The sequence below is a fragment of the Salinibacillus xinjiangensis genome, from assembly GCF_009649735.1.
Lineage (GTDB): Bacteria > Bacillota > Bacilli > Bacillales > Alkalibacillaceae > Salinibacillus > Salinibacillus xinjiangensis.
The window spans coordinates 52177-75656 of the sequence record NZ_WJNH01000016.1 but is presented as its reverse complement, the minus strand read 5'-3'; the positions used below and the strand labels follow the sequence as shown (position 1 = coordinate 75656).

Sequence of the window (23480 nt, the reverse complement as noted above, 5' to 3'; positions counted from 1 at the left end):
ATTCTACGGAGTTAGGATCTCTCTTTGACTTCCCCATCAAAATCACTCCTTTAGCTTTATATTTATTCTACCAAATAAAAAGACTGTGCAAGTAAGAAACCGTACGCATTTCTTACTTACACAGTTCATATTACACTCCCGGAGGATATAGCTGAAACCAGATTTTTGAATTAAACGGTCTATAACTGATTTTTGTTTAAATCACAATGTCCCCCTTAAAAGGGGGACATTAATACACGATAGTTTCAGAATACATTGCTAAAGAGCATGACCGACTTGTTTGATACCGATAGTTAGGGTCAAATCAATAATACGGTAGGCAGACCGCTATCATACCCCATTTTTATGTTTTAGTTACAAGGTTGTACATGACATCCTTTTATTAGTCTGTAACTCTATAAACCTATTTATTCAAAGTCTATTTCATCACTTATTTTTCAAATCCATAACATTATAGAATTCTTTTCCAAATTCATTTTGTATTGGATATAAGAACCAGGATTTATCAAACACCTTATCTGGTGCAATATTTTCTACCATATTTGATATAAAATATGAGAAGGCAAGATCATCTATTTTGTAAAAACTATACATTCTATCCAGATTATCTTCCTGTTTTTCTCGAGCGCCCCAAAACTTAATAAATATATTTTCTCCTAAACATATATAGTTCACTTCTCCATTACTTGAATTCAATGAATTCCTTAAGTTTTGATTTATGTTAGTTCCAATATTTAAATTTCTTTTTTCAAATGCGAATATTCCATTAAAATTAGAAAAAGGAGCCATACCAGCATTTTGGGTTGCTTTTGTCATTATTTCCGGAATATCACCGCTTCTCATAGCTGTTTTAACTTCGACCATTGCTCTAACATTTTCTGGTGAAGTAATAATGAAGTCTCCTTCTTTAAATAATAAAGGGTAAGTATTGTCATAAACTATTATATCAATCTGGCTAGAACGAATTGTCCTATCATTTTCGTAATCCTTTGTAATTATGAAACCAGAACCAATGCTTAAGTTACTCGGTAAAAAACGACTTATAACATTTTCAAAACAGACTCCTTATACCTTCCTTCTTCTCCCCAGTGAGCATCACCAATTAGGTTTTTAACTCTATCTTTAATTGTATATAACTCTTTTGAAATTGTTTTCTGGAACTCTACAAGATCACTAATCACGATTAATTCCCCTTCCCATGATTACACAATCGAGTATCATGACTTCTTTTTTAACACTTTATACATTAAAGAAATACGCATTGATAAACCTTTGACACTAACTAGAATGGTTTTGAGATGTATGATTATTTTAGATAAGTATATCTTCTTTCTATTTCTTCATCTATTAACCATAGTAAGTAATCAATTTTAGTGTTATATTCATCAGTTTTATTTATAAATGGTAATATCTCTTTAAAGACTGTAAATATAAGCCCTATAGAAAGAGCCATACTAATTACTATATAACCAAAAGGGAATATCCGTTCTATTGAAGGTAACACTAATGCTGTACTAGATATAAAAATAGCTAATATGGTAAAGTTATTAGCTATGTTCTTTTTCTGGCATTCTGTAAAAATCCTTATTTTCCGAAGTTCCCCAACTGATGTAATTTCCTTAAGCAAATTAATAGCTACTGTATCAGATTCAGAATTTATTAGATCCAACGCCCTATTTTTAATTTCCTTTTGCAGAACAAAACTATCAAGCTTTAACTTCATATCAAAACCTCACAGAATTTCTTAGTCTAAATAATTAATACTAATACAAAATACTTTCCTTTAAATTCATTACATGCTGATTTTATTATTCCTTTGTCCACCCTAAAAGTTCCATCATTCACATCTATCAAAATAATCATGTAGTTCTGTTAATCCAGGTGTGATTATATTCTTACATGAAATCACCTTGTACTTTTCTTGTTATCAATCACTCAACCATTTCCAAAGCCTCATCAAACAACTTACCAGGAAATGAATTATGCCTCAAAGTCCTTCCCAAAGCCCCCGCGGTCCCTTTCACACGCATAGATCCTCCAACTGGAACCTCTACAATAGTGGACTGACTTTCAGGCGATGTTAAGTCTATTAAAATAAAAAACTCTTGAACGTTTAATGCGCAGATGGTTTCCTGTCCACAAACTAAGCATAAATAAACATTTCTTGTTCGTTCCATATCACTTTTGAATGGATTGCAACTCATCCAAACTAAACTTAAAATTCCAAGAGGAAGTCTCTTTTGTCAGATATTTAACGAATAATCTAGTTTCATGATTGACTAAATAATGACCGTATAACGTATCTGGTTTATTTAAAGCTGTAAATGACGGATGCTCCGTCATTTGCGTAAGTACTGCCCCATGGTACAAATCCTGCGTTTGTATTTTCATCCCTGACTCTCCTAACCGTTTCGATATACGATTAATTGTATCAAAAGTAATCTACATTTTACAGATTCAACCAATAAAACACTAACTAGGACTCCCCATGATAAACCGACTTCCCCATCCGCCTTATACTCAATACCTCTATCAAACTCATAAGACTTCAAACCTGTAAACGTCCCCTCATACCGCAGCCTCCCATCTTCATAATAGAGCTTCCCAACCCGATAACGTCGCGCACCATAAAAGAAATACATACTTTTCTCCATCACTCCTTCAAATTTCAGATTCCCATTCTCGTAATACTCCTTTCCCCATCCAACAAATTGCACGTCCTCCAACTGTCCCTCATATCGAAGCATGCCCGATGGATGATACATTTTGCCATAGCCATGGGGCTTGTCGTATTCAAAATCACCTTCGTACCACAATGTGCCATCCTGCCAATATCCTTTCCCGGAGCCATTTTTGAGCCTGTCATATTCTCTTCACTAAATTTAAATTTTTCTTACTCATTCTCAATGTACAAACGCCTTTTAAGTACTGAATTAGTGCAAAAAAAAAGACCACATTGTTTGTAGTCTAGTAAACTTTAATTTCCATTAATACAATCAAAATTTCTTAAGTTCTATATAAGGCTCATCAGAGTCTACATTCTGTATTTTTCTCAGAAACTTTTTCCTCTTTCTGTCTCCATGGATAAACTTTTTTGGATAGCATTATTATATTTATTCACTTATTAAACACCTTTTCGGATTCTCAACTAACAGGTTTTGAACCTCTTGTTCACTTACTCCTTTTTTTCTTAACCTAGGGACAAAGTTTTCCAGTATATGTGAGTATCCGTATCCACCATAAGTCTTTAAGAACATCTTTAAGAAAATATCTTGAGACAATAGCACCTTGTTCCCCAATCCCTTTTCTAATAATCGAACAATTGCATTAGCATTGTCTTCATCGGAAGGAGATTGTCCCTCTCCCGGAAATAATACTTCTATACCTATCATATCATATTCGATATAACACCCTCTTTTTACTAAGGATGATTGATAGTCCATATCGTCCATACTTGGATTCATATGGTCTAGAATGGTTCGCTCTAAGTTTCCTCCTTCTTCTTCTACAACATCCAAAATATCGTGACAATATCGTTCCCAAGCTGGAGTATGGATGGTTAGCGTCTTGCCGGTTTCCTTTTGTGCTCGTGCAGCTCCTCTTAACACTTTTACTTCCAAATCAGTCATATTTGGTCCAATACCAATTTCCCCAATTATTCCTGCCTTAATACCCGTGTCATCAACACCTACTGTTAAATCCTTTACAATTCCTTCTTTAATTTCATCTATAGACATATACTGGACTTCCGTTGGAATAGTAGGATGGAGATAGTACCCAGCTCCCATTACAATATTTAGGCTTGTACGCCTTGAAACCTCAAGTAAAGCATGTGGATCTCGACCCACTCCAACATTGGTGACATCTACTAAAGTGCCTCCACCTTTGTTAAAAAAATGTTTCACTTCTTTACAAGCTAAATCAATGTCTATCATTAGTGTATTATCATAATTACTATAGGGATCTAAGCGTAATTGTCCTAAAATATCCATTTCTACTTTACGTTGGGCAAATTTCTTTTTTGGACCCACTGGATCCCTCCATAATCTTGTTCTATCAACAAATAAATGTTCATGCATGAGGGTTATCCCTAAGTCCTCGGCAGGGATTGGACCTTGTACTGTTTCAACGGTACTCATTAAATCACCTTCTTAAAAATTAAGACTTTTTCCCAAACACTCGAATATTAATAATAACGGCTAGTAATAATACAAACCCCTCAACAATTTGAATTATATATGGAGAAACGTGCATCAACGTCAAACCATTTTGGATTACTCCAATAAGGGCAACACCGATAACACTTCCTATGATTGTACCGGCACCTCCGAAAAGGGCTGTTCCACCTAATACAACAGCTGCAATTATGTCTAGTTCAAACATGTTCCCAATGTTAGAAGAACCTGAGCCTAATCGAGCTGCAATAATTAATCCTGCTAATGCCGCAGATCCACCACTTAACATATAAGTGATTAGTTTAACTTTTTTGGTGCTCACACCAGATCTACGTACTGATTCCTCATTTGCACCGATGCCAGTCACATAATTCCCATAGCGGGTGTATCTGAGAAAGACGATTCCCAACGTAACGATGAAAACAGATAAGAATACAGGGATTGGAACACCAAGAATTCTATCTTGCCCCAGACTTACAATCCAATCCTCTCCCATTATTGCGATAGAATATCCCCCCGTAATCATCAAGGCAAGTCCTCTTACATAGATCATAGAGGCTAATGTTACAATGAGAGGCGGTATTCCATGGTAAGCAACTACGTATCCATTTACTAGTCCTACAAGTAAGCCTGCTGCTATCACCGAAATGAGCGTAACAAAACTTCCTGCTCCTATTGATAATAGAGTTGCAGCTAGTGCACTAGCTAAAGCTAGAATTGACCCTACCGATAGGTCAATTCCACCAGTAGTAATGACAAACGTCATCATTACTGCTACAATAATATTCGGTGCAATTTGAATGATGATGTTAGATGAATTACTAAACGAAAGAAAGGTATCTGTCATAAAGCCGAAAAATAAACAGATTAGTATAAAGACTCCTGCAATACTTAGGGTTGAAAGATTCTCACGTACAAAGGATTTTAACGCCGATTCTTGTTTAATTCGTCCACCTACATCTATACTCTCTTCTACTTTCATGATACTTTAACCCCCTCAGGTGAACCCATAATTGATTTGATCAAAGTTTCAAGAGTAAAATCATCAATCGGCCGATCATCAATGCATTTTCCTTCATATAAAACCATTAAACGATCACAAACCTCAAATAAGTCTTGCAATCTATGTGTAATCAAGACCACACTAACTCCTTGTTCTTTAACTGTTTTGATTAATTGCAGTACCATGTTTACTTCTTTTACTCCAAGAGCTGCGGTTGGTTCGTCCATAACAAGTACCTTTGGTTTAAACAACATCGCTCTAGCGATTGCAATAGCTTGACGCTGTCCTCCAGACATATTTTGAACCTGTAGTTTAGTAGAGGAAATGTTGATACCTAGTTTATCCAGTTCTTCTCTTGCTCTAGTGTGAAGTGTCTTTTTATCTATCAATCTGCCTAGAAACCTAATTGGTTCTCTTCCTAAAAACATATTACTAGCAACATCTAGAGTATCACATAGTGACAAGTCTTGAAAAACAGTTTCAATATTTAGATTTTTGGCTGCTTTTGGACTGTCTATATTTACTCTCTTTCCCTCAAAATGAAACTCACCTTCATCAGGATTTATTACTCCACTTAATGTTTTCATTAAAGTAGACTTCCCAGCCCCATTATCTCCAACTAAACCTAATACCTCCCCCGGGCGTAGCTTTAAATCTACGCCGCGCAAAGATTTTATATTACCAAAAGATTTTTGAATATTCTTCATTTCAATTTGATATGTTTCAGGCATAATTAGTCCCTCCATACATGAAAATCATCTAATTTATTACTCGAATAAAGAGCGAAAATCATCTACATTATCCTCCGTGACAATGGTGGCAGGAACACCGATTAAACTCTCTACCTCTTCACCATTTATCAAGCTAACTGCTGACTTCACAGCTTCCTCACCATACTTATCTGGATGTTGTTGAATGACGGATTCTACATAACCTTGATCAATTCCTTGCACAACTTGTGGACTTAAATCCCAACCAAACAACTTCACACTATCCTGTTTTCCTTGAGAATTCACTGCAGAAACCGCACCAATATAAGCTGGTTCTCCTGTTACAAATACAGCATCTAAATCTGGGTTAGAGATAAATAAATTTTCTGAGGCTGTTAGTGCCTTTTCTTGCACATTTTCTCCATCTACGATATCTACTACTTCAACGCTGTCACTCTCTACAGTTTCAAGGAAACTATCTTGGCGATTAACTTGGATAGGTGCATTCAAAGCACTCACAATTCCTAGCTTAACTTCTTTGTCTCCCCAATGCTCTTCCTTAAATTCATTAAAATATTCACCCATTCGAACACTTTCCTCGCTATTATCTACTCCAATCTGAACATCGACGGCTTCATGTTCAATAACTGAATCTACAGATATTAGCGATATGCCTGCTTCCTCTACTTTCTCTACAACAGGATTTAGTGCACCTGGGTCAATTGCATTTACAATAATTGCATCTACACCTTCACTTATAAAGTTTTCAACTGCATTATTTTGATCCACTTGATTATTGTTGGCATTATAAACATTTAGTTCTACGCCTAACTCTTCCGCCTTTGCCTCAGCACCCTTTACCATTTCTGTAAAGAATAACGCTTCTTGATTAATCACTGTCATGCCAATTGTCAACTTGTTATCGCCTTCGCTTCCGGATTCTGTAGTTTCCGATTCTGTTGAATTAGAACCATCTTGATTAGATTTTTCAGTCGTAGATTCAGAATTACATGCTCCTAATATAAACCCCATAATTAAAAGTGATAGAAATATAAGCTTTCTCATTTGAACAATCTCCCCTTTTCATTTAAATAAGTATACACTTCTCTTTGGGATGGTATTGAATATAACGTGCCAGATTTCGTTACAGATAAAGCTGCTACCTTTACGGCTTTTTCGACAGCTGTTTTTATATCATTTTCTAATAAAAAAGATCCCAAACTTCCACAAAAACAATCACCTGCCCCTGTAGAATCAACAACTTTTACTTTAGGAGCATCCACAACATAAACGGAATTATCCTCTTTAACCACAGCTCCATTTGATCCTAGCGTAATCACAACATTTTGATTACCCTGTTCACCCAATATATTCGCTGCTTTCTCCGCTGTATTGGAGTCATGTACGATTGTGCCTGTAAGTTGTTCTGCTTCGATTTCATTAACAATTAATATATCTACTAAACGTCGGATTTTTATAGGCAGTTCCACAATAGGCGCTAGATTCAATACAATTTTTATTCCAAGTTTATTTAACTGTCTAATTAAGTGCTTTCTAACGTTACTAGGCATTTCTAATTGAATTAAAGCAACAGATGCATTTTTTGCAACTGTTAAAGAATCATTTACATCCTTAATAGAAAGACATTGATTGGCACCAAGGTTGGTAATAATGGTATTATTTCCTTGTCCATCAATTAATACAAAGGAATTTCCCGTATGAGTATTTGAATTTGTTGAAATATGATCTACCCTAATGCCTTCAGATATCAATTTTTCTATTATTTCTGCACCATAAGCATCCCTCCCTATCTTTCCTATTAAACTTACACTTTTCCCCATTCTCGCGACCGTAACAGCCTGGTTTAGTGCTTTTCCTCCAGGAGATTCAAAGTATTGATTAGATGCTAGAGTTTCTCCTTCATATGGCATTCGATTTATAAATGCATAAAGATCCATATTAATTGTCCCGTATACGATAACATCACTTTTTTTTATCCCATTTGGTTTTCCCCCTTTATAGGAGTATCTCTAACCTTTCCTATAAATTCCCGAACTCTCATTTCGTCTACCGGATTCCACCATTTCCCATCCACTTTTAATGAACTACCTATGATACATCCGTCAGCGATTGAGAGAATTTTTTCAGCATTGTCTACAGTCATCCCAGAGCCGACAATGACAGGTAAATTCGAATTTTCTTTAATCCCTTTTAACTCACCTACTTCTGTTTCATTTCCTGTCCTAGAACCGGTAGCAATCAGAACATCTGCATCAAAGAAAATATTATCGTGAGTTTGGTCAGCTAAACCTCGATCTGCAATAATCGAATGACTTCCATGTTTGACATGCACATCAGCGAAAACTTTAATACTTTCACCTTTAATCTGGGAACGATATCTCATGGCTTTAGCAGAAGCTCCTTCAACAAATCCTTCATTAGCTACATACGCATTCACCCATTGGTTGACACGAACAAACGACACTTCAGTTGCCTTTGCAACTGCCAATGCTTGAAGAGCACCGTTAGCTAAACAATTAATACCTATTTTTAAATGTGTTTGTTGTTTAATTTTTTCAGTAATAGTGGACATGGCTGCAACTGTTTCAAAACCAATATCCTCCGGTTTTGAAAAAGGAATATCCCAAGCATTTTCAATAATAATTCCATCAACACCAGCGTTCTCTAATGCATGAACATCACTCATTGCAAAGTCATAAACCTTTTTTAGTGACTCTCCATTGTAATATGGAGCTCCTGGTAAAGGCTTAAGGTGCACCATCCCGATAATAGCTCTTTCCGTGTCAAAAATTTCTTTAATATAATTCGGTTTAGGAATAAAAATTCCCTCACTCATAATTTACACCTCTTCTTCCTACATAATTGGATTGCTAATAATATAAATATTCAGATAATATATAAAAAAATAAAAACAACCTATTTCCCCTTAGATTGTTATTAATTTCCTAAATATTCTAGTATATTAACCCATAGCGTTTGATACTGATTCCAATCCATAAATTCCTTAGATCCCCAGTGGGGTGCACAATCACTTGCAAAACAGGCAGTTTTCCCTTTTTGATAGGTTCCAACTACAAGGAATGGATTGCTTTCAATTTCAACTAAAACATCAGCATCTGATTTAGCCGCAAATTGATTGTAACCTAAAAATCTAGGCCATTCCCCTAATCCTTTTGTGATGGTATGTTGATGGTCCTTTGTGATGGGATGGACCCCCTCTGGCTTTTCGATGCGATCATCCTTTTCCCTCATCTCCACTGGAAGGACATCAGCTAGCACAGTATTTTTATAATTTGCTTTCCCTTCAATCCCCATAAATGATAAATATCCACCTATCATTAATAGTCCCCCACCATTTTGGACATAATCACGAATTAGAGAAAGAGCATTTGGAACAATCTGCATTTCGTAAAAAGTAGAGTTTTGCAATAAGAAAGTGTTGCTTCCCACGTCACTAATGACAATAGAATCATATTTTGCTAGTTCTTCTCTAGAGTTTGGAAAATGAACTTGGACCTCATGTGCTGGCATATAGTCCACATCGACTCCACTATCCCGCAAACGGTTTAATAAATAAGTAGCACCCTCTTCATATTTTGTTGATTCGAAAGAATCAAATCCTTTGGTATGGATCATATGTATTGTCCATGATTCACCTATAAAAAGTATTTTCACAATAAGCATCTCCTATCTTAAAATGTTATTAGATTGCATAAAATTATCATACTCTTCTATAGTGGGTAATCCTGTTTGTGCCCCTAGCTTTGTAACTGCTAGTGCACTAACGGCCATCGCAAATTTGGCCGCATCCTCTAAATCTTCTCCTTTTGCAAGCATATAGGCTATAGCCCCATTGAAGGCATCTCCTGCTCCTGTTGTATCAACAACCCTTACTTTATAGCTTGGTAAATATTTCAATTCTCCCTTCTCTTTTTTCATAACTGCACTTTTGCTTCCTCTTGTAATAATAATTGCTCCATTGTAGGTATTAATTCGTTCTTCGTATATTGATTTTTGATCATTTGATCCTAACACTACAAAAAATTCATGTTCATTCGGAGTAAGAAGAGTACTATTCTGTATAAGTTTTGCTGGCAATTGGGTAGCTGGAGCTGGATTTAAAACAAATGGAATATGATATTTCTTTGCCATTTCTGACACACACACAACTGTTTCTAAAGGAATTTCAATTGATGCCAATATAAGATCTGACTTTATTATTTCAGCTTCCCGGTCAAATATATATTCTGGTGTGACCTTATTATTTGCCCCTGGTATGACAATGATTGAATTATCTTCTTCTGATAGAGTGATAGATGCGATTCCCGAAGTCATATTGGCAACAGATGTGACATTTTCTGTGTTTACACCATTTCTTTGTAAATTAGATATTAACTTCTTCCCATAATCATCATCTCCAACACAGCCAAACATTGTAACCTCGGCTCCAAGACGTGAACTGGCAATGGCTTGATTAGCTCCTTTACCCCCAAAACTAGTAAAGAAATTTTTTCCTAAAACAGTCTCTCCCTTATTTGGAAAATTTGAAACCTCTTTTACTAAATCCATATTTATACTTCCAACAACAGATATGTTAGGCTTGGTCACCCGGTTCCCCCCTTCACCTTAAAGTTGATTCTTGTAACATGAGACTTACATCTAACTCATGATGCTTTATTTTTGCATCAGGATTATTAATTTTATTCATAAGCTCCTCGAAAGCAATTTTACCCATTTTTTGCAGAGGTTGCTGAATGGTTGTAATAGAAGGTACCATATACTTCGTCATGGCAATCCCATCAAATCCAATAATCGCTAAATCATCTGGTATTTTTATATTCCATTCATAAGCTGCTTTCATGGCTCCTATAGCAGATAAATCATTAGCAGCAAATACCCCATCAATTGTAGGGTGCTTGATAAGTAATTCCTTCATGGCCTTGTATCCACCTTCGACAGAAAAGTCTCCAGCTACGACATAACTTTGATCATACCAGTCTAGTTTGTGTACCGTTGTACGATAACCCCAATATCTTTCTGTCGCGTTACGCTCGTTTTCTGGACCTTTTATATGCCCAATTCTTTTACAACCAATTTCAAGAAGGTGATTGGCTGCTATTCCCCCACCATCCTTATTCTTTACTGATACATGGGTAAATTCATGTTCGAAATGCTTACGGTCAATAGTTACTATTGGCACTTTGTTTTGTATTAATTTATCAATGTCTACTCTTTCGACAACATGAGAATTGATAATCACGCCATCTATGTAATTTGATGTTAACGTATCGATATAATCCGCCAATTTCTCTTTACTATCGTCTGAATTACATAAAAAAATTTTATAACCGTATTTATGAGCGATATGTTCAATCGAGCTAGCTAACTCTGGAAAAAACGGATTATTAATAACTGGAATCACAAGTGCAATTGTTTTGGTTTTCTTATTAGATAGCCCCCGCGCAATTTGATTTGGAGAATAATTTAGCTCCTTCATAATGCGTAACACATGTTCAACAGTTTCTTTTTTTACTTTCTTATTGTTTAGTACACGTGAAACTGTTGCGACTGAAACACCAGCTTTTTTTGAAACATCTTTAATTGTTGTCATTTTAATCACCCGTAACCGTTTACTACATTGGTATAAAAGCTTTTACCTTGTATATGATCGAATTATTGTAACCGATTACATTTTAACACTATTAAAATTTTCAGTCAATTTTAAATTTAAAATTAATTAAAAAACTCTTTTGTCATTTGACAAAAGAGTTTTTTTAGGCATTTATTTTAAATAATTTTTTATGATTTGCTTAAAAAAAGAAATCGATCTATGAAAGGCACCTATTTCAATATGTTCATTTGTTTCATGGGCTTTTGATAGGTCTCCAGGACCAAAAATAACTACTGGTATTGTAGAATCAGTTTTCTTTAAAACTGCACCATCTGTGTAAACCGGAATTCCTCTTAGACGTCTCTCTGATTTAAAAAAATCTTCAGCCTCTTTTTGAAAAAACTGGACAAATGAATCTGAAGACGGTGTTTTTAATGATGGTAATTCATTAATAATTTTCATATCATATAGCAAATTAGGTACTTTACATTGGATGGTTTTAAATAACTTATGTAACTCCGATATAATATCCTGATGAGATTGACTGGGAATAGTTCGAATGTCTATCTGTAATCGACACGTATCCGGTACGACATTCGTATTAACTCCACCATCAATTAGAGAAATATTTAAAGTAGGTTTCCCTAATAATTCGTCTTCTTGAACATCCATTTTAAATTCTTCCTGAATCCCTCTTAGCAAGTAGTACATATGCTCAATGGCATTCACCCCTGATTCTGGTTGTGAGCCATGTGCAATTTCCCCATAAGTTTTAACCTCCAACCAAAGCACACCTTTTTCCGCAGTATAAATTTCATTATTAGTAGGTTCAGCTATTACAAGAGCACTTACATCATCCATGTGTCCTAAACGAACAAGTTCCTTTGCTCCTGTTGCCCCTATTTCTTCCCCAAAAGTCATTAGGAATTTTATTTTTCCGCTAAAGGAGATATTTTCTTGTTTTATTTGAATCATAGCATATAATAAGGCCACTAATCCCCCTTTCATATCACTTGTTCCACGACCGTATAATTTCCCATCGGCTTCATGTGCTGAAAAAGGAGGGTACTTCCAAACCTTATCTCCAATAGGTACAACATCCATGTGCCCAGATAACCCCAAAACTTTATCTGTATTTTTATTTCCTACAAGTTCTGCTATTAAATTTGCCCGATTTTCACCATGTATTAATAAGGTATTTGGTATCCCCACTGAATCTAGTAAATTTTTAAGAGTTTCAGCTAATGGCAGTTCATTACCAGGAGGATTCGTTGTATCTATCTGTACAATTTGTTTTAAATAATCAAGGGGTTGAACTATTTTCATTTTTATCACCTCTAAATTATTTTACGTTATTGTAACAATAAATAAGCACAATTCAAAATTAAAGGAATAGTCTAACTATAATATTGACCTCTTAATGAACCTAGTGATACATTTATATTTGTAATAAATAAGCATTTACATGTGATTGAAAGGACTGTTAATTTTGCAAGAAAAGATAGCTGTAATATCAGGAGCAGGCAGTGGTCTGGGAGCAAGTTTAGCAAAAAAATATAGTGATGCGGGATATCAGATTGTATTAACAGGCAGAAATAAAAGACGATTAATACAAGCAGCCAAAACATTAAATGGAAAGTATTACATATATACCATGGATGTTACGTCAAGGAATGAAATCTCAGAAGTATTTTCCTCCATACAAAAGGAAATAGGATCAATTGAACTGTTAATTAACAATGCTGGATTAGGCATGTTTGGTAAAGCCGAAGAAATTGATGAAAAGTCTATACATAGTATGATTGACACGAACTTGAAAGGAACCATCTTCTGTACACAGGAAGTATTACCATCTATGAAAGAACGTGATAAGGGAGTTATTGTTAATATTATATCTACTGCTGGACTGATAGGTAAGGTTACTGAATCAGTTTATTGTGCAAGTAAATTTGGAGTACGTGGTTTTACAGAGAGCCTATATGAAGAGTTAAAGAATACAAACGTTCATGTTATTGGTGCTTATATGGGAGGCATGAAAACTGAGTTTTGGGATGACATATTAACAGATGAACAAACGAAAAATTTTATGGATCCAAATGATATTGCAGACATTATTATTAACAATACCATAGAAAGAAAAAATCTATAAGTTAAAGAAGTAATAATTGAGAATAGGTAGTTTGGTACTTCAATGGAAATAAAGGGGCACGCTAAACATACTTGTCAATAATAAAATCTTTAAAACTGCTGTCTGTTTTATGTCTTACTTCTTTCTATAACCTGCAATTTCAGTCATTTTCTTAATTCGGAAACACATCCTGCGGTTATTCTCGGACTATAACTCCTCCAGTTCATCAAAGCAATTGATGTACATTAATGTTGATCAGATAGATGTCATCTAATGGTGAAAAACAGTATGTGCAATAGCCCGACGCTGGTTTGGTCGTCCAAACCTGTTCTTCAAAGCTGAGCCAGCCCTCTCGCCGACACTTCGTAACAGGCGGCTAATATAGCCTTTCATTTTTGGTTTGCCCACAGTTTTTTCGATGGATTGATGCAGCTTTCGGCCATATGCCTTTAATCCCTGTAAAACCTCTACACTTTTTCCTTCGCGTTTCTTTTTGAAATGTTTGCAAGTGAATTCTTAAATGCTTGAAATTCTTGTTTTTGAATTAACATGTTATCTCCTCCCTCCAATATATAAACGGTTTTTTGTTTTCCTACGCTCCATGATTACAATAAATCTCATGGCACAGCTGCAGATATTAAAGAACATAAAAAAACTACAACTTGTGTAGTCAGTTCAATTGTGATTTAAGCCTTAGTAAAGTACCAGGTACTAATCTCAATATAGATATAGCCATCTCCAGCACCTGGTACTATCTATGTATTACTATGCTAGTCTATGAGGCTTCTTTTGGTCCCTGTTTTATTATCTAGTTTTCTTGATATTCTCTAAAATATTTCACATCATATATGGTATCTATAGAGTTTTCTCCATAAAGTTGTTTGTATACTTGAAATGAAAAAGAATCCATCATTCCTGAAATATAATCAGTAATTAATCTATTTTTGCTCTCACTTTCATGCCTATACTCTATTGGAAGTAAAATGTTCCCATCATTAAAACTCTCGTCTTGGAACGCATCAAATAGTCCTTTGATAATTTTTTCGCCTTGTTTCTCATACATTTGCACAATATTAGTTCTATTTATACATTTAAATGTAAACGTTTTAAGACTTTTCGCAAATTCCTTCAGTGTTTCAAAACCTAACTCCAATTTGTTCGAAGTTCCGTAATAATCAGCGTCCTCATCAGTTATTTCAACTATTCCAATATCATTTACTAGTTCATTAACTAAGTTTGATGTCAACTCTTTTCTTAATAGGAATCCAAATTCTTCAGATGAGTTGTAGTTTGAAGCAGAACGTGCAACATTCTTAGCATTCCTCACTAATTCTTCCAGTTTCTCCTCAGTTTCTGTATTTACAGTGTGCTTAAATTCAAATACAAACTCATCAATGTTAAAGAGTTTCAAGCTTAAAGCATCTTCTAAGTCGTGAGCTGCATAAGCTATTTCATCTGCTAAATCTACTATTTGAACATCTAGTGTGCGTGGTCCAAGTTCGAACCCTTCTATCTCGCTTAATAATTGTTCGTAAGTAGACTCATAGATAAACTTTTTACTTTTCCCATCATAAGGTTTGAAATATTTAACCACGCTAAATAAGGTCCTTAATGATAAATTTAATCCTTTTTGTCTGGGGAGTTTTTTTTCAAGAGTATTTAAAACTCTAAGTGTTTGTGCATTACCTTCAAATCCCCCTTCAGAACTCATCAACTTGTTTAATATTCTCTCACCATGGTGTCCGAATGGAGGATTACCAATATCATGTGCAAGTGCCCCAGCCTCTACTACATAAGTATCTTCTACATAGACATCTTCTAATTCAGAAATCACTCTTAATCTCTCTGCAATTGCTCTAGCTATTTGAGCAACTTCCAGACTATGGGTCAGTCTATTTCTATAAAACTTATCGCTTTTTATACCTAGAAGTTGCATTTTGCCTTGAAGTCTTCTGAATGAAGTAGAATAAAGTATTCTGGAATAGTCTCTTTGGTATTCATTGCGGGCTCTTGAGGAAGGGGTTTCTTCATGGAGTCTTCTGTTTAAATCTTTTAAAGGGTAATAATATTCTCTCAAAAAGTCTTGCAACTCTTTCTTATTCATTACTTTTACCACTCCTTATAATATTATATGGATAATTATAACATTTTTTTGCATAAGGAGTGGAGAGTGAATATATTACAAAAAAATAAGGCAGATGTTTGACATTTTAAAAGCTTTGTAAACTTACAATAATCCTTAGATAATGTCCTCCCTCATTTGCAATATACAATCGGCTTTTTGTTTATCTACACTCTAATAAATAGGGTCAGTCCCCCACTTCACCAACACTTTACCAAAGTGGAAGACTGACCCAATCCTACTTGTATAATTCCCTGATATTTACCCATATTAAAGAAAAAAGTGGTGATAACATGGCTTTAGATAGTAAAAATACTCTTTCTATGGAGAGTACGACTTTAACCAATCTTCTGAGCTTAGTACTTATTCTTCTGACCATTTTCCATCATTTTACTGTTAAAAAGAAAATTAATGAACTGAAGGAGTAATTGGTCACTGGGGAAAGGTACCTTTCCTAACCTTTAAAAGGTACCAGGACCCCTATCAAACACAAAACACTCACAAACATTACATACCAACATTTGTGAGTGTTTTTCATTTCAAAAGTCTTTCGTATGAATAACTAGGAAGTTGCGAACCAAAAAATAATAATGGGATAATTTTCTCTAAATCTAACCAACATAATATGTAATCAAGGAGTTAGGTGGTGAGAGGAATCAAGAATTATAAGTTACTACTCATTATACTGATGATCGTACCATGCTTTCCGCTCCTTTCTTAAAGAGAGAGACTTTCAAAAGATACTTACCTGCTACGATATTCATCACTCTTGTTGTACGATTAGAGAATTATTTAGCGGAGAAATTTACATGGTGGAGATGGCATAAAAAGTTACATCCCCGAGCATGGGGAGAAACACCCATGAACCTCGGGCCTTTCTTTGTTAGCACACTTTGGATATTACAATGGACTTATGGAAGATTGCCTCTATATTTGATTTTAAACCAACTGATGCATAGTTTTTATACCTTTCCAGCCGTTGAGCTCGCAAAAAAGAAAGGGATCGTGTCCATGGTTCGTTTAGAAAGGTTTCAATTTATGTTGTTATTCTTTGTTATAGCGTTAATACTGTATGGGTTTCGATAATTTTAAAAGCAACAGTTTGGATTAAAAAACAGAACAGCCGTGAGTAAAGAACAAACATCATAAAATAAATCTTTAGAAAATACGATTCATACAGAAAGTCTTCCAGGCAGTCAAACTGGCCTGCTAAGAAGGCTTTTTATTAGTTCCTAAGGATTATAATCTGACCTAATATCAATCCCTCTACATCTACAAACAAAAAAGACGCGTTATGAGATAAACGCGCCCAACCCTACTTATATCGATTTATTATTTCTTTTGGTATATGACAATAATCATCTGGACATCTAGCCAGCCTATCTTGATGTTCTTCTGCACTTCTCACATAGTTTGTAAGCGGTAATACTTCAACAACAATCAGGTCATAATCATTTCTCTCACTAAGAAACGCCCTTGCCTCTTTTAAGTGTTCAGGCTTTTCACTATATACTCCTGTTCTGTACTTCTCGCCAACATCCTGTCCTTGTTGATTCAAACTGTATGGATCAATGATTTCAAAAAAATATCCCATTAATTCCCGAATCGTTACAACCGTCGGATCAAATCCTGTTTTTACACATTCGGCGTAGCCATCATAATCACCCTCAAGTGTATGACTGGTTCCATTAGCCCTTCCCGCTTCCGTAAACTTAACTCCAGGTAACGTTTTGATAAAAGCTTGTACTCCCCATAAACAGCCGCCTGCAAAATATACTACTTCCATACTGACTCACCTCTTTGTAAATACATGACGGAAAATAACATCCGGCACCTCTTCCATTGGTGCCAATATAACCACGTTTCTCCAGCCGCAGCACTTCTTATATTTTTTCCACTACCACATATATAAGGATCATTTCCCTCAAGAAATAAGCCTTTCTTTTTTCTAGTGGTTTTTTATTAATACAATAAATTGATCAGCTAAATCGATGTCTTTTCTCCACTTTAATCGACTAAACTTATACTGTCTTAAAGTGTAAAAAAAGACCTAACCCATGTAGTCAGGTCCTCAATAATTATTATCTCTTTATAACTCTCCCCCTACAAAGCTACCCTTTTATGACAGCTTATTCACAACCTGCAACAAAAACCGTATCCCTTTCTGCCCGTAGCCAAAGTGGTTAAAGCTACCGATTACATAGGCTTCCTTTCCAGGGTGATAAAACATAAATGACCCCGTTGAACCTGCATTTCCCCATGCGTTATACTTGGCCGGCATCAATATCGGTACAGTTTTGATATTCATGATCCCGTAGCCATAATCAATGCCAAGAAAGAATTTACCACAATCTGCTTTCATTTTCTGAATCATGTTCTTACCAATGATTTTTTCCTCTACCAATGCTTTCATGAAAGTTAACAAGTCTTTGTTCGTTGAAACAATGCCACCACCAGCATAAACAATACTTAAGCTTTGATGATTGACTATATTTACATTTTGAATATATAAGTCTGCTACTGGATATTTGCTTTTTTCGATTGGTGTGGAACCATGTAGATAGGAGTTAGTCATTTGCAGTGGCTGAAAAATATACTGATGATAGGCTTCGTGAAGAGGTTGATTTGTGATGTTTTCAATGATTAATCCTAGCAAATGATATCCTGTATCAGAATAATGAAATCCCTGTCCTGGAGGGAAAAATGGCCGCATGTTCTCTTTTGCCCATGTAATGACTTCACGTGGTGTCCATTGATGTGCTGGGTCATTCAGTACCAACTCAACCATCGATTTCCCACGCGTTGGCTTATCCTCCAAAAAATCTTGTAAGCCAGACGTATGATTCAGCAAATGCTTTAGTTGTATTCCGTTGGTATAATCTTTTCCTTGATACACATGTAAGTTATGGTATACATTCGGCTCCAAATACTTTGTCATATACTCATCAAACGAGCACATTCCCTTTTCAACCAAAATGGCAAAAAGAACAGACGTAAATAGCTTGCTCACACTGGCAATATAATAGGGCTGTTGTGCATGTACAGGTGTATTTCCGGTTGTACCTTCTGCCATGTTCACATGTAAATCATTTTTTTCACTTTCTACTAACAAATAGGCATTATGAATTGTAGGATCTTTCTGTACCTTTTTACGAAAATGTTCTTCTATTTTCCTTATAGTTACTTGACCTTCCATACCATCACTCCTTTATTTACCAAACCCTGATGATATATGCGTAGTAATTGATGTCCAAATCAAGCAATTTCATCTAAAATGCTAACCAATTCATCTGGATAAGAGAAAAAAGGTGAATGGTCACTAGGAATTTTATATATTTTTTCAAATGAGGATTTATTTTGCAGTTCTCGTTGAAAGTCAATGGATATCGCTTGGTCCATTAATGTTTCAATATATATTTTGGGCAAATGATTAAACTTGTTATCTGTTAGTTGAACCGGTGTAACAAAGGGCTCTAAGGCTTGATTGCAAAGCTTCTTTTGTGCCTCAGCGGTGTCTTCGTCTGTACAAGCTGCAAAAAAATGTTCTTTTGTTGCGCTTGCATCAATTTCTAAAAGTCTTTGGTCCTCACTAATCGAAACTGGTAAAGGCAAAGCATGCTGATCTTGTTGATTAATATCCATTAGGGTTTCGCCGTTTTTCGGAACCATCGCGGCTAAAAAAATGAGCTTTTTTATTTTGTGGGGGCGATATTCCGCTGCCTGAGACATGATCATTCCCCCCATACTATGCCCTACTAAAATGACAGGTTCAATTGCCTCATCTAGAATATGGCATAAACGATCCGTATACGACTTCAGCGTTACTTTGGATTGGGGAAAATCATCTCTACCATGACCCGGTAAATCAAAGGTTATCACTTTATGCCCTAGTTGTTGTAACATTGGATTAATTTTTCTCCAAACCCATTTTCCTTGAAATGCCCCATGTACCAATACAAACGTACTCAACATAATCACTCCTTTATTTTTATTAAAACGGAAGTAGCGGGATAACAAAATGAAGCATCAAATCGGCTGTCATGTGAGAAACGATTGCATATTCTAACCCCCTTTTCCAATAAAAGTAGCCAAATCCAAGTCCTGCAAATCCATTTCCAATCAAAACATACAGAATCACCCATAAAGAATTTCCTCCATATACTGACTGCGCTAATGACAGATGACCGAATCCAAACACTAAGGAAGCGCCAATAATCGCAATCCAATATACCCAAGGAGAAATGACTTCACGCTTTTCACGCTTACGCATAAACACCTTACTCAGTAGCCATACAATCAAGGTCATAAGTCCAAATCGCATCATTAATTCTTCGGAAATTCCACCTTGAAATACAGTCGTAAGCCCTACCCACCAAGGCATATCCATCTCTTCATTGATCTCAGTGAAGTTTGGGATATTTTTGGCGAAAACGAGTGCAGTCAATAGGGTAATAAATACGGTTGATATCACCCCCCAAACAACAGCCATCCATAAGAATGGACGATCCCATCTAGGCTTTACTTGTTTGTCAAATAAAGCTCGAATCCAGCTCCACTTCAACCCAACCTTTGGTGACAACCAGATGCCAATCATGCTAAACAGAAAGGTAATCAGCACAATATTTATTCCTGACCCCAAAATATATTGACTTGTCGTAATGGGAGTGTCGACTAACTCATTTAATTGCTCTATGGTTGGCCCTGAAACATGAAGTAGATATGGAATTGAAATCACATAAGCAAATAGGGTAATGACACCAAAATATAAAGAATAAGTTAACTTTCTTTTCATCACCAGCAACTCCTTACCGATAATTTTGCAACCAGTCGCGTACATGTTTGATCAATTCTGGGTGTAGGGGATTATGGCGGTTTTTAATATATGCTTTTTTTAATTTTAGAATTGAAACAGGTGGAGATTGTTTCAGCATATGATCCATGTTTTCAATTTCCACGACTTTTACTTGCCCTGACACGCTCTTCTCTACCCGTTCCAATTTCTCAGCATCTGCTTGATAATCCGCTGACCCGGTTATAGCCAGGACAGGACAGTCGATTTTCTTTAAATCCTCTAACACGTTATATGCCAAGTGTTCTCTCATCCATTTAGCCGGAAAAGGAACAAAGAGTTGCGCTTTTATCACATCTTTATCGGATGTCATCACTTTATCCATCCATTTTTTCGTCTTTTGTTCCGATTTATTTTTTAAATGAAAGGTTCGAAACATCCACCCTAGGAATCCTTTCTTACTTTCTAGCTCCTGATAGCTAAGTTCTCGTTGTCGTTCCATGGCTTCTTGTATTTTTTCTCCTCCACCTGACAAGAGAATTAATCCTTGTATTTCTTCCCTAACAGCAAGTGCAGTGCCAAGGGTCGCTCCCTCACTATGGCCTAAAACGATGATATGGTTTTCATCTACGTCAGGATGTTCCTTTAAAAATTGAACAGCCTTTTGCGCATCATTTACCAAATCCCACATCCCGGTTTCGATATGTTTTCCTTCACTTTCACCTGTGCCCCGTTTATCGTAGCGTAATGTGATAAATCCCCATGCTGCAATCTGCTCGGACAAGTCACGGTACAGATTAAATTGCAGTTTGTTTTGATTGATATTCCCATCGCGATCGGCCTTTCCGGTTCCAGGCAAAATCAAAACAGCAGGCGATTTCCCTTGCCCTGTTGTCGAGATGGTAAGGGTTCCCTTTAATACTACACCTCCCTGAATGTCTACTTGTTTTTCTTCAAATGTTTTCATCATGATTCCCCTTCCTCATCAGGAATGATAATCGTTGTAACCTTTCTCTTTCTTCGTTTATGATTTGGCTCCAACGCGTTATATTTCATCAAAACATCACGGATATCCTCGGAAAACTGTTTGAATTCCTCATCGTCCATATGAAAAGCGAACTGTCGATATCCCAATCCATCATTCACTAAATCCTTATTGGCGTTTTCAAGATAACCCCCAAAATCGTTGATGATTCCAGCTAAGAAGTGTATAAAATAATTCATATGTTCTTCATTACTAAGCCCAGCCACAGGAACACTTTCCGCACCTTTTGACAATGCATAAATTTTCTCTATCGTTCCTCTTTTTTGATTTTGATCTACGATTTGTAATAAACCTGCTTTATATAAAGTGTTGATGTGACGATACAATGTCGCATGTGGAACGTTTGAGATACGTTCCGAAATTTGCTTAGCACTAAGGCTTTTTCCACCTGTTAAAGCTTGCATAATTTCCATACGGACAGGATGAAAAATTAGTTTGCTGTATTTTGTATTCAAATTGAATCACCTCTGTTGTTTTCATTATCAATATTAATATCATTTTTGATATTAATCAAGTGTTTTTTTGAAAATATTAACATCACTGCCTTGACTTCACTTTGCCTTTCTGTAACATAAGAGAAAACGGAACTGGTAAAAGGAGGGATCCAATGGAACAGCTTCACTTTGAAGATATTTGGCAATCCTTGCGTGAACCTTTAAAACAGTTTATCAAATCGCGCTTATCAAACGAACAAGATGCTGAGGATATCATTCAAGAAGTCTTTATTAAGATTCATAATCATCTACCAAATTTGAAAGAAGAAGAAAAGCTACAGGCTTGGGTGTATCAAATCACAAGGAATACCCTTATTGATTTTTATCGATGTCGTAATACACAAAAGAATATTTTTGAGGAATCAAAAAAAGAAACGATCCGAACATTTAACGATCAACATACAGAAGAAAATATAAATGAACTCGTCTCCTCATGGTTAAAGGATTTAACAAGTAGACTACCCGAGAAATATCAAGAAGCACTTTCACTAGTTGAATTCCAGCAGATTTCTCAAAAAGAATTAGCAAGCAGGCTCGGTTTATCTCCTTCCGGGGCAAAATCAAGGGTTCAACGAGGAAGAGAAAAATTAAAGAAAGCGTTGCTTGAATGCTGTCATTTAGAATTTGATTATGCAGGAAACATCATTGATTACCGCATCAACCGCGGTAATTGCGCTTGCGCAAAAACGTAAAATCATTTTTGCGTCTTTTTAATTTCCCCTCCGTCTTAACTAATGAAATCAAAAAACAGGAGGGATTTACGATGTCAAACTGTCAAATAAATCAACCAAAAGCTTCTTGTGGATGTGGATCTGAAGGCGAAATTACGGATGTACAACCAACAAGAAAGGAACTTACTATTGATTTTATGTATTTGGACCTTGCCGTCTGTACACGTTGCCAAGGAACGGAACAAAATTTGAATGAAGCATTACATGAGGTAGGTCATTTGTTATCCAATGTAGGGTTTGATATTACGGTTAATAACATCCTTGTTGAAAGTGAAGCACAAGCAGAACAACTGCAATTTGAAAGTTCACCAACGATTCGAATCAATGGGCAGGATATTCAGTTGACAACCAAAGAAAGTAACTGCGCCTCATGCGGAACGATTGTAGGAGAGCATGTCGATTGCCGCGTATGGGAATATGACGGGAAGGAATATACGACGCCACCAAAATCACTGCTAATCGATGCCATACTAAAGAAAGTATACAGTACGGAAAATCATCAAGCTCAGAAAAGAAAGCCCTATGTTCCACCCGAAAATATAAAGAACTTTTTTAAAGCGAAAAAAGCACCAAACCAAGAGGACTGTTGCAATGAAAAACGAAGCGCGCAATGCTGTTGATGATGGGCATTTAATCATATTCTAAAGGGGT

The 23480-nt window shown here is 35.9% G+C and carries 26 protein-coding genes and 1 pseudogene; 4 read left to right on the top strand and 23 right to left on the bottom strand.

The features are described from left to right. Positions 1-426 precede the first annotated feature (426 nt). The 16 genes and pseudogenes from GH754_RS17895 to GH754_RS17825 form a co-directional block, all read right to left on the bottom strand. Positions 427-864 (bottom strand): hypothetical protein, encoded by a 438-nt coding sequence (locus tag GH754_RS17895; RefSeq protein ID WP_153730022.1) that lies wholly within the window; start codon positions 862-864, stop codon positions 427-429. Between the two features lie 3 nt (positions 865-867). Then, positions 868-996, bottom strand: a pseudogene (locus GH754_RS20130) (hypothetical protein); the annotation flags it as partial. Between the two features lie 44 nt (positions 997-1040). After that, on the bottom strand, positions 1041-1181 hold the full coding sequence (locus GH754_RS17890; protein ID WP_153730021.1) for a hypothetical protein: 141 nt from the start codon (positions 1179-1181) through the stop codon (positions 1041-1043). A 125-nt stretch (positions 1182-1306) separates the two neighbouring features. Further along, positions 1307-1723, bottom strand: coding sequence for a hypothetical protein (locus tag GH754_RS17885; protein ID WP_153730020.1), 417 nt, complete (start codon positions 1721-1723; stop codon positions 1307-1309). Between the two features lie 455 nt (positions 1724-2178). After that, positions 2179-2391 carry a hypothetical protein gene (locus GH754_RS17880; protein ID WP_153730019.1) on the bottom strand — a complete coding sequence of 71 codons (213 nt, stop codon included), beginning with the start codon at positions 2389-2391 and terminating at the stop codon, positions 2179-2181. 11 nt (positions 2392-2402) lie between these two features. Next, on the bottom strand, positions 2403-2816 hold the full coding sequence (locus GH754_RS17875) for a toxin-antitoxin system YwqK family antitoxin (RefSeq protein WP_153730018.1): 414 nt from the start codon (positions 2814-2816) through the stop codon (positions 2403-2405). A 297-nt stretch (positions 2817-3113) separates the two neighbouring features. Then, on the bottom strand, positions 3114-4139 hold the full coding sequence (locus GH754_RS17870; RefSeq protein ID WP_153730017.1) for a phosphotriesterase family protein: 1026 nt from the start codon (positions 4137-4139) through the stop codon (positions 3114-3116). Between the two features lie 19 nt (positions 4140-4158). Further along, positions 4159-5157, bottom strand: a complete 999-nt coding sequence (locus GH754_RS17865) for an ABC transporter permease (RefSeq protein WP_153730016.1) — start codon at positions 5155-5157, stop codon at positions 4159-4161. Next, positions 5154-5909, bottom strand: a complete 756-nt coding sequence (locus GH754_RS17860; RefSeq protein ID WP_153730015.1) for an ATP-binding cassette domain-containing protein — start codon at positions 5907-5909, stop codon at positions 5154-5156. Before GH754_RS17860 ends, GH754_RS17865 begins: the two co-directional genes overlap by 4 nt. Before the next feature lie 36 nt (positions 5910-5945). Next, a complete protein-coding gene (locus tag GH754_RS17855) occupies positions 5946-6953 on the bottom strand; it encodes a substrate-binding domain-containing protein (RefSeq protein WP_228550304.1) in 1008 nt (335 codons plus the stop codon). Continuing rightward, entirely contained in the window at positions 6950-7867 is a 918-nt protein-coding gene (locus GH754_RS17850; protein ID WP_323742096.1) for a ribokinase, read from the bottom strand. Before GH754_RS17850 ends, GH754_RS17855 begins: the two co-directional genes overlap by 4 nt. Positions 7868-7881: 14 nt before the next feature. Next, positions 7882-8745: a BtpA/SgcQ family protein gene (locus tag GH754_RS17845; RefSeq protein WP_153730013.1), complete on the bottom strand. Its 864-nt coding sequence runs from the start codon at positions 8743-8745 to the stop codon at positions 7882-7884. Between the two features lie 101 nt (positions 8746-8846). Beyond that, positions 8847-9593 carry a glutamine amidotransferase gene (locus GH754_RS17840; protein ID WP_153730012.1) on the bottom strand — a complete coding sequence of 249 codons (747 nt, stop codon included), beginning with the start codon at positions 9591-9593 and terminating at the stop codon, positions 8847-8849. Positions 9594-9596: 3 nt separating this feature from the next. Next, positions 9597-10517: a ribokinase gene (gene rbsK / locus GH754_RS17835; RefSeq protein WP_323742095.1), complete on the bottom strand. Its 921-nt coding sequence runs from the start codon at positions 10515-10517 to the stop codon at positions 9597-9599. 13 nt (positions 10518-10530) lie between these two features. Then, positions 10531-11529: a LacI family DNA-binding transcriptional regulator gene (locus GH754_RS17830; protein ID WP_323742094.1), complete on the bottom strand. Its 999-nt coding sequence runs from the start codon at positions 11527-11529 to the stop codon at positions 10531-10533. 162 nt (positions 11530-11691) lie between these two features. Continuing rightward, complete coding sequence (locus GH754_RS17825; protein ID WP_228550305.1) at positions 11692-12846, bottom strand: M20 family metallopeptidase; 1155 nt, start codon at positions 12844-12846, stop codon at positions 11692-11694. Between the two features lie 163 nt (positions 12847-13009). On the opposite strand from GH754_RS17825, the gene GH754_RS17820 reads away from it, so the two are divergent. Next, positions 13010-13669 (top strand): SDR family oxidoreductase, encoded by a 660-nt coding sequence (locus GH754_RS17820; RefSeq protein WP_153730009.1) that lies wholly within the window; start codon positions 13010-13012, stop codon positions 13667-13669. A gap of 787 nt (positions 13670-14456) precedes the next feature. On the opposite strand, the gene GH754_RS17815 is transcribed toward GH754_RS17820, so the two are convergent. Next, the gene (locus GH754_RS17815) at positions 14457-15752 is read right to left on the bottom strand and encodes a deoxyguanosinetriphosphate triphosphohydrolase family protein (protein ID WP_153730008.1); all 1296 of its coding nucleotides are present in this window, start codon (positions 15750-15752) and stop codon (positions 14457-14459) included. 311 nt (positions 15753-16063) lie between these two features. Between GH754_RS17815 and GH754_RS19860 the strand changes: the two genes are divergently transcribed. Continuing rightward, positions 16064-16198, top strand: coding sequence for a hypothetical protein (locus tag GH754_RS19860; protein WP_267206722.1), 135 nt, complete (start codon positions 16064-16066; stop codon positions 16196-16198). Between the two features lie 887 nt (positions 16199-17085). Here GH754_RS19860 and GH754_RS17810 read toward each other — a convergent pair. The 6 genes from GH754_RS17810 to GH754_RS17785 all read right to left on the bottom strand — a co-directional run bounded on the left by GH754_RS17810 (position 17086) and on the right by GH754_RS17785 (position 22059). Then, positions 17086-17556, bottom strand: a complete 471-nt coding sequence (locus tag GH754_RS17810; protein WP_153730007.1) for a peptide-methionine (S)-S-oxide reductase — start codon at positions 17554-17556, stop codon at positions 17086-17088. 333 nt (positions 17557-17889) lie between these two features. Then, entirely contained in the window at positions 17890-18966 is a 1077-nt protein-coding gene (locus tag GH754_RS17805; RefSeq protein WP_153730006.1) for a serine hydrolase domain-containing protein, read from the bottom strand. A gap of 59 nt (positions 18967-19025) precedes the next feature. Continuing rightward, complete coding sequence (locus GH754_RS17800) at positions 19026-19739, bottom strand: alpha/beta hydrolase (protein WP_194841403.1); 714 nt, start codon at positions 19737-19739, stop codon at positions 19026-19028. 22 nt (positions 19740-19761) lie between these two features. Beyond that, positions 19762-20562 carry a CPBP family intramembrane glutamic endopeptidase gene (locus GH754_RS17795; RefSeq protein ID WP_194841402.1) on the bottom strand — a complete coding sequence of 267 codons (801 nt, stop codon included), beginning with the start codon at positions 20560-20562 and terminating at the stop codon, positions 19762-19764. 13 nt (positions 20563-20575) lie between these two features. Further along, positions 20576-21529, bottom strand: a complete 954-nt coding sequence (locus GH754_RS17790) for an alpha/beta hydrolase (protein WP_228550303.1) — start codon at positions 21527-21529, stop codon at positions 20576-20578. Next, complete coding sequence (locus tag GH754_RS17785; protein WP_153730003.1) at positions 21526-22059, bottom strand: helix-turn-helix domain-containing protein; 534 nt, start codon at positions 22057-22059, stop codon at positions 21526-21528. The genes GH754_RS17790 and GH754_RS17785 overlap by 4 nt, the downstream gene beginning before the upstream one ends. A gap of 152 nt (positions 22060-22211) precedes the next feature. On the opposite strand from GH754_RS17785, the gene sigZ reads away from it, so the two are divergent. Continuing rightward, positions 22212-22790 carry an RNA polymerase sigma factor SigZ gene (sigZ, locus tag GH754_RS17780; RefSeq protein ID WP_153730002.1) on the top strand — a complete coding sequence of 193 codons (579 nt, stop codon included), beginning with the start codon at positions 22212-22214 and terminating at the stop codon, positions 22788-22790. 71 nt (positions 22791-22861) lie between these two features. After that, positions 22862-23449, top strand: a complete 588-nt coding sequence (locus tag GH754_RS17775; protein WP_153730001.1) for a DUF2703 domain-containing protein — start codon at positions 22862-22864, stop codon at positions 23447-23449. Positions 23450-23480 lie beyond the last annotated feature (31 nt).

Bases quoted from the DNA above. Each gene is read 5' to 3' on its own strand.
- GH754_RS17895 (WP_153730022.1), bottom strand. From the start codon at position 864: ATGGTCGAAGTTAAAACAGCTATGAGAAGCGGTGATATTCCGGAAATA.
- GH754_RS17885 (WP_153730020.1), bottom strand. From the start codon at position 1,723: ATGAAGTTAAAGCTTGATAGTTTTGTTCTGCAAAAGGAAATTAAAAAT.
- GH754_RS17880 (WP_153730019.1), bottom strand. From the start codon at position 2,391: ATGAAAATACAAACGCAGGATTTGTACCATGGGGCAGTACTTACGCAA.
- GH754_RS17870 (WP_153730017.1), bottom strand. From the start codon at position 4,139: ATGAGTACCGTTGAAACAGTACAAGGTCCAATCCCTGCCGAGGACTTA.
- GH754_RS17865 (WP_153730016.1), bottom strand. From the start codon at position 5,157: ATGAAAGTAGAAGAGAGTATAGATGTAGGTGGACGAATTAAACAAGAA.
- GH754_RS17860 (WP_153730015.1), bottom strand. From the start codon at position 5,909: ATGCCTGAAACATATCAAATTGAAATGAAGAATATTCAAAAATCTTTT.
- GH754_RS17855 (WP_228550304.1), bottom strand. From the start codon at position 6,953: ATGAGAAAGCTTATATTTCTATCACTTTTAATTATGGGGTTTATATTA.
- GH754_RS17845 (WP_153730013.1), bottom strand. From the start codon at position 8,745: ATGAGTGAGGGAATTTTTATTCCTAAACCGAATTATATTAAAGAAATT.
- GH754_RS17840 (WP_153730012.1), bottom strand. From the start codon at position 9,593: ATGCTTATTGTGAAAATACTTTTTATAGGTGAATCATGGACAATACAT.
- GH754_RS17825 (WP_228550305.1), bottom strand. From the start codon at position 12,846: ATGAAAATAGTTCAACCCCTTGATTATTTAAAACAAATTGTACAGATA.
- GH754_RS17815 (WP_153730008.1), bottom strand. From the start codon at position 15,752: ATGAATAAGAAAGAGTTGCAAGACTTTTTGAGAGAATATTATTACCCT.
- GH754_RS19860 (WP_267206722.1), top strand. From the start codon at position 16,064: ATGGCTTTAGATAGTAAAAATACTCTTTCTATGGAGAGTACGACTTTA.
- GH754_RS17810 (WP_153730007.1), bottom strand. From the start codon at position 17,556: ATGGAAGTAGTATATTTTGCAGGCGGCTGTTTATGGGGAGTACAAGCT.
- GH754_RS17805 (WP_153730006.1), bottom strand. From the start codon at position 18,966: ATGGAAGGTCAAGTAACTATAAGGAAAATAGAAGAACATTTTCGTAAA.
- GH754_RS17795 (WP_194841402.1), bottom strand. From the start codon at position 20,562: ATGAAAAGAAAGTTAACTTATTCTTTATATTTTGGTGTCATTACCCTA.
- GH754_RS17790 (WP_228550303.1), bottom strand. From the start codon at position 21,529: ATGATGAAAACATTTGAAGAAAAACAAGTAGACATTCAGGGAGGTGTA.
- sigZ (WP_153730002.1), top strand. From the start codon at position 22,212: ATGGAACAGCTTCACTTTGAAGATATTTGGCAATCCTTGCGTGAACCT.
- GH754_RS17775 (WP_153730001.1), top strand. From the start codon at position 22,862: ATGTCAAACTGTCAAATAAATCAACCAAAAGCTTCTTGTGGATGTGGA.